Genomic DNA, 13022 nt, shown 5'->3' with positions numbered 1-13022 from the left:
CCGCCTGGCCGCAGAACTCACGTGCCGCAGCCGCGGGTCGCGCGGTTGGGCCTCGAGAGTCAGAGAGCGGGGATGTCGAAGGTCTTCGTGAACTCCGGGACCTTCTCGTCGGTTCCCATCACCTTGCCGGGTCCGCGTTCGTAGCGGATCGTGTAGGTGTCCTGCTTCTCATTCGGAACATAGGCGAGCCAGCCCTGGTGCGTTCCGCCGTCGCGGCGATTGATATCTTCCCAGGGCTCGAATCCGGCGGCCCTCATCTCGGATTCGAGGCCGTCGGTCTGGTCGTAGCGGAAGTTCGTTCCACCGTCCTCTGAGATCTTCAAGGCTCCGGATTGGATGAGTCCGCTGTATTTCTGTCCCGGGGTGACCTTGACTTCGAGGAGGACGACTTCGCCGCCGAGTTCGATCGACGAGGCCTTCTTGGACGAGTCGAAGTTCCGCACCGCCGAGAGCACCTCGATCTTGTCCTGCATCTCCGGATCTTCGAAGCTTTCGCCGATTCTGACCTGGCCCTGGCTGCCGGACGACGCTCCCGAGTCCGAGCCTGTGGACCCGTCGGCGGATGAAGTCGACGATGACGAAGAATTCGAGGAGTTCGATGCCGACTGATCGGAACTCGAGTCCTGACCGCCGCTCTGGTCCTGCCCGTTCTGGTCGGCATTCGGCTGCTGGCCGTTCTGGTCGGCGCCCGACTCCTGCCCGTTCTGGTCGCCCTGGTCCTGACCGTTCTGGTCCTGGTCGCCCTGATCCTGACCATCGGCGTTCGCCTGTTCGCCGGCAGTCCCGTCTTGGTCCGATACGACCTGGCTGATGAGCGAGCAGCCCGAGAAGGTGAGGGTGCAGCTGAGCAGGGCCGCGGCGGTGAAGGTGGCGCGCTTCATGCGTTTCATGATGACTCCTTGATCGGTCTCTCACACCCGGGAGCAGGTCGCCCGAATGCGTGTTCTGAAACCAATCTATGAGCCCGGCACGCTCGAGATGCGCGCATCGTGTGGCAGAACGGCAACGTCTGTCACCGATCCGCCGCAGCCCCCGGCCACGCTCTCAAGCAGGGACGAGATGCTTGTCCTCGTCCACCTCGGCGAGGGTCTTCTTGCCCATGCTGCGGGCGAGGATGAGGGTCGGGACTCCGGCGACGACGATGACGACGGTGGCGTAGATCGCCGGGGCCAGAGTGATGCCTGTCGACGACATGAGTGCCGTGGCGATGAGCGGCGAGAGACCGCCGAAGAGGACGGTGGCGACGTTGTAGCCGATCGCCATGCCGGAGAAACGGCTCGTGCCGGTGAACTGCTCGGGCACCATAGCGGCAGCCACCGCGCTCCACCCGGCGGCGGGAATTGCGAGGAACGCAACACCGAAGACCGCCCCACTTGAGGAGCTGCCGCCCAGCAGAGCGTATGCGGGAATGATCGTGAACACGAAGACAGCCATGAGAACGGCCAGGGCGGGTTTGCGCCCGAACCTGTCCGAGGCCAAGCCGAAGAACGGGGTGACGACGATGGCGACCACGGCCGCGACCGTGCCCAGGGCCAGGGAGCCGGAGTTCGGGACCTTCGCCACCTCCTCGATGTAGGTGGGCACATAGGTGATGTTGAGGAAGTAGCTGACCGAGCCGATCGAGGAGATGAGGAAAGCGACGAGGATCGCCCGCGGCTGCTCGAGGATCGCGGTGATGAGCGGGGAGCGCTCGAGGGCCGTGTCCTTCGTGCCCTTCTTCTCCTTCTCAGCCTGCTGGAGCCGTTTGAAGGTCTCGGTCTCCTCCATCATCGACCGCAGCGGAACCATGAGGATGGCGAGCACGGCACCGAGGACGAACAGCAGCCGCCAACCCCAGGAGTCCATTGCCTCGGGGCTGAGCGTATTCGCCAGCAGCGCACCGGATCCCACCGCCAAGAGGGCGCCGACCTCGCTGTTGGCCGCAGCCCAGCTGGCCGCCAATCCGCGCTTTCCCGGTCCCGCCGATTCCATGAGGAAGACCATGATTCCCGTGTATTCCGCGCCGACGGAGAATCCGGACAGGCAGCGCAGGGCAACCATGAGGACGCCTGCCCAGATGCCGATCGTGTCGTAGTTCGGGATGACCGCGATCCCGAGCATGGAGATCGCCATGAGGACCGCGGAGATGATGAGCGTCGATCGTCGCCCGATCCGATCACCGAGGTGGCCGAAGACCATCGCGCCCAAGGGCCGGAAGAGGAATCCCGCCGCGCCGACCCCGAGAGTCAGCAGCAGAGAATCCGTCTGATCGCCGAAGAACTCCTTGGTCAGGGTCGTAGCGACATAGAAGAAGATCGAGAAGTCGTACCATTCGACGACGGTGCCGAAGGCGGCGACGAACATCGACCTGCGCCGGCCTCTCTCCCGCTCTCGGCTTGTTGCCTGGGTGGGTGATGCGGGATGGTTCCGATCCGACGCGGTCATGACCCGAGCGTACCAGCACGCTCCGACATGGAATCCCGCCGAGAACTGCTGTGTGATGCAGAGATTGCGCCGGAGGATCCAGCTGATTGATGCGGAGGATCGCAATGAGGACGTTGCGGACTATGCCGGTACGGACGCCGGCAGCGAGAAAGACATTACCGACTAGTAGCACCCTGGCGTCGTGGTCATTACGCTGAAGGATATGGACTCACTTCTCAAACAGGACGTACGCATCCCGGTGCCGAGCCGGTACGGATCCAACGACCTCGAGGGACATCTCTTCCTCCCCACGGCCGACCGCCGTGCGGTGCTGACGATCCACCCGGCGACCGCGACTCCGGAACGCTTCTACTTCTCCTTCGCCGAGGCGGCCGCCGCGAGAGGGTTCGCCGTGATCACCTACGGCTTCCGCGGCGTCGGCGATCGAACGGAAGCTCGCACACATCGGCACATCCGCATGCGCGACTGGATCTCCGAAGATGTGGCGGCAGCGGGCGCCTGGGCGGAGGAGAGATTTACTGATCTGCCGCATACGGCGTTGGGCCACAGCGTCGGCGGGCACGCTCTGCTCCTGGGGTACGGCGGTCAGCGTCTGTCCGGAATCGCCACTGTCGCCACAGCGATGGTGGCGGCGCGCCAAATCGCACCCCGCAGCGAGCGGTTCCGGGTGGAATTCGGCCTCGGGGTCTTCGGCAGAGCGATCACTCGGGTGTTCGGGTACATGCCCGGCAGCCGAGTGGGACTCGGTGAGGACATTCCCGCTGCCGCTCTCTACGAGTGGACGAAGTGGCTGCGCCGCCCCCACTTCTTCTTCGATGACCCGAGCTTCGATGCCGAGGCACGAGCCTCCCGACTGCGCACACCTGTGCTCGCCATCGGCACCTCAGACGATCCTTGGGCGACGCAGGCGTTCATCGATGCGATCACCGACCGGCTGCGACTGGCCCCGGTGACTCGTCGCACCTTCGCCCCGGAGGAGCTCGGAGTGAAGAGCATCGGACATCACGGCCTCATGCGCAGATCGACCGCCGAGGCCGCCTGGCCGGAGATCCTCGACTGGCTCGACGCGCGAGCAGCCGAAGACTAGGTCACTACCGGAGGTTCTCCGCGCCCAGAAGTATCCGTTTGCGACCACTTCTCGACCGCCAGTATCCGTTTGCGACCACCTGTCAACTGACCGCCCCTCAGCAGCGGATGACGTCGAACGACCTCAGCCGCGGGCGACGCCGAACAGCGAGTCGGTGAAGCGATTGCCGAACATGGCCTCCGGATCCAGTCGAGCCCGCAGATCGCAGAAGTCCGCGAATCGCGGATAGAGCTCGTGCAGGTCAGCGGCGGTACGAGTGTGGATCTTGCCCCAGTGCGGTCGGCCGCCGTGCCGGCACAGAATCTCCTCGACGACGCGGAAGTACTCGGCGAAGTCCTCTTTGATGAAGCGGTGCACGGCGATGTACATCGTCTCCCGCCCCGTCGCCGTCGACAAGGGCACATCGTCGGCGGCGGCACACCGGACCTCGAGAGGGAAGGAGATCGTCCACCCCTTAGCCTCGATGACGTCACGGATCTCCCGAATCGCTTCAGGTCCGGATTCGAAGGGCAGCGCGTATTCCATCTCGTTGAACCGCACCCGCCGTGGGGTGACGAACACATCGTGGCCCGGAGCCCGGTAGGTCCGATCAGCCACGACCGACTGGGCGATGCGATTGATCGAGGGCACCACGGCCGGAACCTTCGCCCCGAGTTCGACGGCCAACCGCAGCGCTCCGTTCTCCACCACCTCTTTGTCGAGGAGGTTGAGCCAACGGTTGCGCACCCCCGCCTCGGCGAGGCGGCCCGGCCCGGCCTGCCCAGGCTCAACCCGGGTGTTCGTCTTCGTCAGCACCGAATCGGTGTGCGGGAACCAGTAGAACTCGAAATGGTCGGCCCCGCGCATCCGCTCGGCCAGCCCGTCGAGGAGCTCATCGAATCCGGCGACCTTCTCCTCGGCGATGAGGTCGAAGGCCGGCACACACTGGAGCTCGACCTCGGTGATGACACCGAGGACGCCGAGGCTGACCCGCGCGAGGTCGAATACCTCCGATTCCGCCTCGGCCGAGAGTTCGCGCACCGCACCGTCGGGGCCCATCAGGCTCAGTCCGGTGACGGTCCCGGCGAATCCCGTGAACCCGATCCCGGTGCCGTGCGTGCTCGTCGAGATCGCACCGGCCAGGGCCTGCGGATTGACGTCTCCCTGATTCTCCAGGGCCAGGCCGACGGGAGCGAGCAGTGCGGGAATGTCCCGCAGCCGAGTGCCGGCGGCAAAGCGCACCCGCTTGCGCGCCTCATCGACGGCGACGATCCCCGACAGTCCGTCGAGGCTGACCATGACGTCATCGCCGGCGGCCACGGGAGTGAACGAATGCCCGGCCCCGACGACCCGCAGCCGGTCCCCCGCCGCCGCAGCGGCTGTGACGATTTCCGATAATTCCTCCGCCGAGACGGGACTGGAGAACGTGTGCGGATGCGCGTGGACGTGCCCGGCCCAGTTCCGAAACGCGTGCCGGCCCTTCGCCGAGCCGCTTTTCGCACCGCGTCCGGCCCGTTCGCCGCGCCCTGACTGCACTTCTCTCACAGAACGAGTCCCTCTCCTCGATAGGTGGTCCAGACAGCGCCGATGCGGTCCTGGGACACGACCTGGAAGTCATTGAAATGTTCGGCCAGCTCCCCGGCCTTGGCATGCCGGAACCACACGAGATCGCCGATGCGCAGTGCGTCCGTGCCCGGCCCGGTCAGCGGAGTCTGCACCTCTCCGGGGCCTTCGAGACCGGAATACTCGAGGCCCGGCGGCCAGGCGATGGTCGGCAGCCGGTCGGAACCGGGAACCCCGGAGGCGATGAATCCGCCTTTGAAGACCGTCACCCAGCCAGGGCCGGGCCTGCGCACGACGGGAGACACGAAGTACGCGGCCGGCCGATGCCGAAAGTGCGTATAGCCGTCGAAGAGTCCCGGGGAGAAGAGGCCGGATCCGGCGGCGAGTTCGGTCAGTGTGCCTTCGACGGAACTGGACTCGAACGAGCCGGTTCCCCCGCCGTTGACGAATTCGAGGTCGGCGATCTCACGGACCGCGGCGATGACGGCGGCTCGTCGTTCGGCGAGTTCGGCGATCGAGGCCTTCTGCATGGCCCGCACGATCGCCTGCCTGACCGTTCGTCCGGCGTCGGCGGTGCCTGCGATCTGGCCTTCGTAGAACATCATCCCCACGAGGTCGAAACCGGGACGAGCCGCCACCTGCCGGGCCAAGGCGACGGCTGATCGGGCATCCCGGATCGGCGAGCGCCTGGCCCCGATATGGACGCGGTCGCCCAACCAGGACTCGGCCGGTCGATAGGAGGAGTCGACGTCGATGCACACCCGCACCGAGGCGGCTCCCGCCTCGGCGAGGTTCTTCCCCTCCCCTGCCGGACCGGTCCCGTCCGAGGAGGACTTCCGCCCCGCCTCGGCGAGGGATCTCCGGACGTCGTCAATGATGTCGAGGTGGTCCACGGAATCGATCATCACGGTGATGTTCGAGAGCGCATCCGCCTCGGCGATCATCCGCGCCAGGGCGGGACGGTCGAGGCTGGGATAGCCGATGACGATATCGCGGATGCCGCGGGCGTGGAGGAACAGTGCCTCGGGGACGGAATACGCGAGCACACTGGAATAGCCGGGATGGGCGAGCGCCCGGTCGATGGCGGCGGGCACGCGCAGGGACTTCGTGGCCAGCCGGATCGGCAGTCCGCGAGCGCGCTCGGCCAGGGCGTCGAGGTTGGCGTCGAAGGCGTCGAGATCGAGGACGGCGGTGGGTGCACAGGTTCCTTTCAGCGCACCCCGGAGACCACTCGACACCATATTGGGTAGTCTAGCCTGCGATGACCTACGTCACATGAATTAGGAAGCCGATGAGCACAGAGACCACCGCACGCACCTCCGAAGCAGACGCTGCCGGGACCGCATCCTCGCATGTCACCGCGGCGCTGCGGGACTTCCTCGACACCGATCCGTACGCGGATGCCTCCGGTTCGGGCGAGGTGATGCGCGGCGTCGAACCGTTCACCGGCCGAGAGGTCGACCGGTTCACTCGGAACACTCCTGCCGATATCGAAGCCGCCTACGCCACGGCCCGCATCGCCGGCCCCACGTGGGCTGCCCAGTCGGTGGAGCACCGGGCGAAGGTGCTCACTCGACTGCATTCCGCACTGGCTCGGAACGAGGACCTGCTGCTCGACATCATCCAGTACGAGACCGGCAAGGCTCGCATCCACGCCTATGACGAGATCCTCGATACCTACAACGTGCTGCGCCACTACGGGGTGATGGCCGCCCGTTATCTGCGTCCCGAACGTCGGCGCGGGGCGATCCCCGTGCTCACCCGCACCGAGATCACGCGCACTCCGCTGGGAGTGGTCGGGTTCATCACCCCATGGAACTACCCGCTCACCCTGGGAGCGACCGACCTGTTCGCGGCCCTGACCGCCGGCAACGCCGTCGTCCACAAACCCGATTCGACCACGACGCTGACCTCGGTGTTCATGCGCAGGCTGGCGATCGCCGCCGGTCTGCCTCCCGAGGTCTGGCAGCTCGTGCCCGGCCCGTCCTCCGAGCTCGGGCACGCGCTCATGGCCGGTGCGGACGGAATCTCGTTCACCGGTTCGACGGCCGCGGGACGGTCGATCGCCGCCGAGACGGGGCAGCGTCTGCTCCCGACCGCGCTCGAGCTCGGGGGAAAGAATCCCCTGATCGTGGCCGCCGACGCGGACCTGGAGAAGGCCGTCGAAGGTGCCGTTCGCGGGTCGTTCTCCTCGGCCGGGCAGCTGTGCATCTCGATCGAGCGCATCTACGTCCACGAGGACCTCTATGAGACCTTCTGCACCCATTTCGCCGAGGCGGCCCGGGCCTACCGTCTCAGCGCCGAATTCGAGTACGGCCCGGACATGGGCACCCTGGCGGGGCCGAAGCAGCTCGAGACGATCACCCAACATGTCGAACAGGCCCGCAGCGTCGGCGCCACGGTCCTTGCCGGCGGACACCCAGTGCCCGATCTCGGTCCCTATTTCTACGCTCCGACAGTTCTCACGGATGTTCCCGCGTCATCCGAGCTGCGTCGCGAGGAGACGTTCGGTCCCGTCGTCTCCGTCTATTCGGTCCCGTCCGACGCCGCGGCGATCGCTGCGGCCAATGACAGCGACTACGGACTCGCGGCCTCCGTGTACTCTCGCTCCCACGGGCGTGAGATCGCGCGTCAGGTCGAATCCGGAATGGTCAATGTCAATGAGGTCTACCCGGCCAGCTGGGGGTCCATCGACGCTCCGGCCGGAGGAGTCAAGGCCTCGGGGATGGGCCACCGGCACGGACCCGAGGGCCTCTACCAGTTCATGCACTCGCACACGATCGCCGAACAGCGCCTCCACCCGATCGCGCCGGCTGGTCCTCTCGACCAGAAGACGTTCGCGAAGGCCATGTCCGGTGCGCTTCAGGTGATGCGGTCGCTGCGCATGAAATAATCCGCGCATGAAGCAGGGGGCGCGTCCCCGTCGGGAGGCGGCCGCAGGTCAGCTGCGGTTGCCGCTCCGCCCGAGGGAGCCGCCTCGGTGGTGGTCAGTTGACCTCGTCGAGGAAGTCGTGCGCCACCGGGACGGCCGCCTCGGCGCCGAATCCGCCGTCCTCGACGAGGACGGCCACGGCCAGGTCGCCCTGGAATCCGGCGAACCATGAGTGAGTGCGCGGCGGGGTCTCGTCGCCGTATTCGGCCGTTCCGGTCTTGCCGTGGACGGGATCGCCGGGAACATCTTCGAGATCGGTGGCGGTTCCCTCGGTGACGACCTTGCGCATCATCTCGGAGATCTCCTTCGCCGCGTCCGCGTCGAGCGTCGGGGAGTCGCTGCCGTCGCCGGCGCCTTCGCCGCTGTCGCCGTTCTCCGCCTCCTCGACCGCATCTCCGAGGACGAGCTGCGGGGTGATCGTCTCCCCCGCCTCGACCGAGGCGGTCATCGTCGCCACGGCCAGCGGGCTCGACTGCACCTTGCCCTGACCGATCATCTGCGCGGCATGGGTGACCTCGTCATCGTCGGCCGGCACCGAGGCCATCTTCGCGCCGATGGCCGAGGCGTCGCCGAGCATGCCGAGCTGGGCGGCAGCATCGGCCAACTCGCTGCCTGAGACCTTTTCGCCGGAGGACACGAAGGCGGTGTTGCAGGAGTGTGCGAAGTTCTCGGCGAAGCTGACGTTGCCGAGCACTTCGTCTTCGGCGTTCTTGAAGCTCTTCCCGCCGACGTTCACGGTCTTCGGGCAGTCGATGTCGTCATCGGGACCCACCCCGGCGTCGAGCAGCGCCAGCCCCGAGGCGATCTTGAACACCGAGCCGGGAGCATACTGGCCGCTTAATGCTCGGTCCCAGGCCGCTCCTCCCGGGTCATGGTTGGCCACGGCGAGAACATGACCGTCGCTGGGGCGGATCGCGACGACAGCAGCGGGTTTCTTCGCGGTCGCCGCCGCCTTGTCCGCGGCGGCCTGGATGTCGACGTCGAGGGTGGTCTCGAGATCCTCGCCGTCCTTCGATTCGAAGGCGTGCAGGCTCGTCAGCTTCGTCTTCCCACCCTTGTCGTCGGTCGCATCGCCCTTGGCGAAGACTTCGACGCTGCCGGGACCTGCGAGGCGGGAGTTGAAGGTCTTCTGCAGTCCGGTGCGCCCGACGATGTCACCGGCGATGATCTCGCCCTTGGACTTCTCGATGTCATCGGCGCTGGCGGGTCCGGCCGAACCGAGTGTGGCCTGGGCGAACCCGCGGGAGCGTGTCAGGGTCTGGGTATCCTCGGTGAAGAGGATTCCCGGCAGATCGTGGATGGCGCTCTTGACCTCTTTGTAGTCGTCTTCGCGCAGGGTCACGACGGGGACGAGCTGATTGTCCTCGGCGTCATCGACCGACTTCTCGAGGTCATCGGCGTCGAGGTCGAGGGAGTCGACGCCGTCATTGAGCCCCTTGACGAGCTTGCCGATGGTGTCGGGGTCGAGCCGGTTCGGGTGGATGCCGATATCGATGACCTTCCCGTCCTCCATGAGCACTTCGTCATCGGCACCGAGGATCTTCCCGCGTCCGCCTGGATTCGCGCGCAGTGCGAAGCTGCCGCCCTTGCCGAGCTTCGGGTGGATGGCCTTCTCCGTGAGATCCGCCCACCAGAAGAGTCCGCTCTTCTCCAACGGCAGCTGGGAACTGTATTCCCAGGACTCTCCGTCGTTGTTCGCCCAGGTCCAGTCGAGTGTGGCCACGGTGCGGCCATCGGCCTCGGTGATGTCGTCAACGGTGACCGATCGCAGGTCGACCCTCTTGCCCAACGACTTCGTGACCCGGTCGAACAGCCCTTGGGCGAGGTCCTTCTCATGCCAGATGTCCGAGCTCAGCTGCTCTTCGGCGAGGTCGTGAGCGGCCGCCTCGGCGGCGGAGGACTTCGTCATCGGAAGCCGGAAGAGGGCGAAGACCCCGGCTCCGGCGAGCAGCACGATAACGAGTGAGACGGCCAGCCAGACCCGGGACTTCTTCGACATGGAACCATCCTCTACCGGGGATTCCGCAATGTCCATTGCCATGCGGCAGGTCGGGTGGGCACGCAGAGCCCGCCGCCACGTCGGTCCATGACCGATTGTTAGGTCGATCCACGGCGGTTTCGGCGCTCAGAACGCCGTGGATCGACCCAACAATGCCCACGGCATCGGTCACGGTCACGTATTCCTGCCATCCGGACCCACTAGGTGGTCAAAATGGTCACGCCGACCACGGTTTTTCGTGACCATTTATCCCACCTAGCGTGACCATTTCGCCCACCTAGCGGTGCAGAATCCGCGGAATAGTCAGCCTGCGTCGGGGACGACGGTGTATTCGAGGACGGGACGTCCGGCCGAACCGTACCGGGGACGCCGCTCGAGCATGCCGGCGTCAGCCATGGATTCGAGATAGCGACGAGCGGTGACTCGGGAGACGCCGAGGCCTTCGGCCAACTCGGCCGCGGACTGACCCGGGTTCTCGTTGAGCAGCTTCTTCACCTCAGCCTGGACCGCATCGGGCACGCCCTTCGCAGTCGCTGCCACGGTGTGGGTGCGCAGAGCCGAGATCGCCTTGTCGACCTCGGTCTGGGTGACCTCGCCGTCGTTCGAATCCCCGCCGAGGCGGTTGCGGAAGGACGAATATGCCTCGAGTTTGGATTTGAATACGGGGAAGGTGAAGGGCTTGATGATGTACTGGGCGACCCCATAGGACAGAGCCTCCTGCACGATCTGCATGTCGCGGGCCGCGGTGACGGCGATGATGTCGACGTCGACGCGCTGACCGCGGATGCCACGGCAGACCTGGAGTCCGTGCCCGTCGGGCAGGTTCATATCGAGGAGGACGAGGTGGATGCCGGAGGGGTCGAGGCCGTAGATCTGCCCCGTGACAGCAGCCATCGCCTGGGTGGCGTTCTTCGCCACTCCCGCGACGTGATAGCCGTCGATGCGGTCGATGTACTTCGCGTGAGCACGGGCGGCGACCACCTCGTCCTCGACGACGAGCACACCGATGCTCGATTCAGGCGTAGTTGTGTCCGACATGCCGCCAGTCTATCTTCACCTGTTTGACAGCGCCCTGGATCGTGTTGCAGTCCCGTTACATCGAGTGGTGTTCGACTTGGCCTGCACTACCGGCGTCGGGCAGCCACACCGTGAGCACTGCGCCCTTGAATCGGTCGCAGTCCTCTCCACGGCCCTGCAGGTCGACGGCTCCCCCGAGGCGGCGGACCGCCTGCACGACCAGGGACAACCCGACTCCGCGGGTCCCCGTCTGCTGACGTCCCTGCCCCTGGTCGGTCTCGACGCCGTCGTGCTTCGTCGACCAGCCGCGTTCGAAGATCGCGTCGAGGTACTCCTCATCGATGCCCGGACCGTCGTCGCTGACTTCGATCATGAATCCGCCGGGACCGCCGGAACCGGAGAGCTCGACATGGACCCTCTTGTCTTCGGACAGAACATCCTGCCTGCTCAGAGCGTCGAAGGCATTGTCGACGAGGTTGCCGAGGATCGTGGCGAGGTCGCGATCATCTCCGCCGAGGTTGCCCGTGAGGTCCGCGGTGTCCACCGTCATCTCGATGCCCGCCTCGGCGGCTTGGGAGATCTTGGACAGCAGCAGGGCCGAGAGGACGGGGTGGTCGAAGGTCATCGACCCGTCCCCGTTGACCCGGTTGAGATCGTCGATGTCCTTGGCCGCGAAGTCGATGGCCTCGTCGACGTGCCCGGTCTCGAGCAGGGACACGACCATGTGCAGCCGGTTCGCGTATTCGTGGGTCTGCGCGCGCAGGGAATCGGAGAAGGACCGCACGGAGACGAGTTCACCGGAGAGCTCGGCCAGCTCCGTGTGATCGCGCATGGTCACGACCCAGGTGTCACTGGCCGCCTCGGTGGGCTGCTGATTGACGACGAGGACGCGGTCGTCGGTGTAGTGGATCTCGTCACGAGCCCACCGGCCGGAGGCGAGCAGATCGTGCAGCGCCTCGGGCAGGTCGAGTTCGCGCAGCGGCATCTCCTCCGCCGAGGTGGGGCCCGGGTCCGCATCGTCACCGGCGGGCGGCATGCCCAGCAGTTCCCGGGCCTCGGTGTTGATGAGCACGATTCCGCGGGCACGGTCGACGAGCAGCAGTCCTTCGGAGACGGCCGTGAGCACGGAGGAGTAGAAGTCGAGCATGCTGCGCAGCTCGTCGGCACCGTAGTCGCCGGTGACCCTGCGCAGTCCCCGCGATGTCACCCAGGACGAGCCGATGCCGAGGATGAGGGTGAGCACGGCGATGCCGATGAGCCATTTGCCCTGTGCCAGGAAGCCTTCGCGGACCGAATCGGCGGAGCTGCCGACGATGACGGCGCCGACGACGGTGTCCGATCTCAGTCCGTCGACGCCGACGTGCTCGGCGTAGACGGGGGTGACGACGTACATGGTGCCGTCGGCCGGGCCGCCGTCGTTGATGAAGCGCACGGTCGACCTGCCCTCCTGCAGGGCCTGTCCGTCGACGGCCTGGGCCAGCTGGTCGATGGAGTCCTCGGGAATCTTCCCGGAATCCGCCGAGGCGGTCTTCGCTTCCAGCGCCTGTTGGCGTCCGGGTGAGCCCAGGGTCGGCGGGGTGAGGAGGAAGTCGATGGGCACGACCGCGGCGATGTCGAAGCCGTATTGGCTGATGACGTTGTCCAGCAGCGTCTGGACGTCGTCGCGGGACTCGGAGTCGAGATAGTCGTCTTGGCCGACGTCACCGGTGCCGACGAGGCCCAGCGACATCGAGATGTTGTCCGCGGCCGACCGCAGCAGGTCCTGTTCGCGCTTCGTGTTGAGCTGGGAGAGCTGGAGGTAGAGCAGACTCGTCGTGAGCACCATGATTCCCACGAGCATGATCGAGTTCGCGAACATGATCCGACCGGCTGCGGAGAGGCGGACCCACCGACTCAGGCGACCCACCGGTCCGGCGGGCCCCTTCGACAGCACGGTGCGCTTCTTCTTCGGCATGGAATCCATTGTGCCACCCGGTCGAGCGCCCTCTGCCGGTTCACCCGGCGGGGTCAGAGCGCCGAGT

General features: G+C 66.2%; 9 protein-coding genes. 2 read left to right on the top strand and 7 right to left on the bottom strand.

Going from position 1 to position 13022, the window contains the following annotated elements; translation table 11 throughout:
• Window positions 1-59 precede the first annotated feature (59 nt).
• Window positions 60-890: a hypothetical protein gene (locus tag AC2W7L_RS00960; protein ID WP_486002855.1), complete on the bottom strand. Its 831-nt coding sequence runs from the start codon at window positions 888-890 to the stop codon at window positions 60-62.
• A gap of 154 nt (window positions 891-1044) precedes the next feature.
• Window positions 1045-2424, bottom strand: a complete 1380-nt coding sequence (locus AC2W7L_RS00955; protein WP_486002854.1) for an MFS transporter — start codon at window positions 2422-2424, stop codon at window positions 1045-1047.
• A gap of 202 nt (window positions 2425-2626) precedes the next feature.
• Here AC2W7L_RS00955 and AC2W7L_RS00950 point away from each other — a divergent pair, with 202 nt between their 5' ends.
• Entirely contained in the window at window positions 2627-3511 is an 885-nt protein-coding gene (locus AC2W7L_RS00950) for an alpha/beta hydrolase family protein (RefSeq protein ID WP_486002853.1), read from the top strand.
• A gap of 123 nt (window positions 3512-3634) precedes the next feature.
• Here AC2W7L_RS00950 and AC2W7L_RS00945 read toward each other — a convergent pair whose 3' ends face one another.
• Entirely contained in the window at window positions 3635-5035 is a 1401-nt protein-coding gene (locus tag AC2W7L_RS00945; protein ID WP_486002852.1) for a D-arabinono-1,4-lactone oxidase, read from the bottom strand.
• A complete protein-coding gene (locus AC2W7L_RS00940) occupies window positions 5032-6294 on the bottom strand; it encodes an amino acid deaminase/aldolase (protein ID WP_486002851.1) in 1263 nt (420 codons plus the stop codon). The genes AC2W7L_RS00945 and AC2W7L_RS00940 overlap by 4 nt, the downstream gene beginning before the upstream one ends.
• Before the next feature lie 50 nt (window positions 6295-6344).
• On the opposite strand from AC2W7L_RS00940, the gene AC2W7L_RS00935 reads away from it, so the two are divergent.
• Window positions 6345-7946 carry a succinic semialdehyde dehydrogenase gene (locus tag AC2W7L_RS00935; protein WP_486002850.1) on the top strand — a complete coding sequence of 534 codons (1602 nt, stop codon included), beginning with the start codon at window positions 6345-6347 and terminating at the stop codon, window positions 7944-7946.
• Window positions 7947-8040: 94 nt separating this feature from the next.
• On the opposite strand, the gene AC2W7L_RS00930 is transcribed toward AC2W7L_RS00935, so the two are convergent.
• The 3 genes from AC2W7L_RS00930 to AC2W7L_RS00920 form a co-directional block, all read right to left on the bottom strand.
• Window positions 8041-9984 carry a penicillin-binding transpeptidase domain-containing protein gene (locus AC2W7L_RS00930; protein ID WP_486002849.1) on the bottom strand — a complete coding sequence of 648 codons (1944 nt, stop codon included), beginning with the start codon at window positions 9982-9984 and terminating at the stop codon, window positions 8041-8043.
• A gap of 303 nt (window positions 9985-10287) precedes the next feature.
• A complete protein-coding gene (locus AC2W7L_RS00925; RefSeq protein WP_486002848.1) occupies window positions 10288-11022 on the bottom strand; it encodes a response regulator in 735 nt (244 codons plus the stop codon).
• Window positions 11023-11077: 55 nt separating this feature from the next.
• Window positions 11078-12955, bottom strand: coding sequence for a sensor histidine kinase (locus AC2W7L_RS00920; protein ID WP_486002847.1), 1878 nt, complete (start codon window positions 12953-12955; stop codon window positions 11078-11080).
• Between the last annotated feature and the right edge of the window lie 67 nt (window positions 12956-13022).

It is taken from the genome of Brevibacterium sp. LAARM3_SD1 (genome assembly GCF_057364765.1).
Note: the sequence above shows the minus strand (reverse complement) of the source record. Positions and strands in the feature narration are given on the sequence as shown.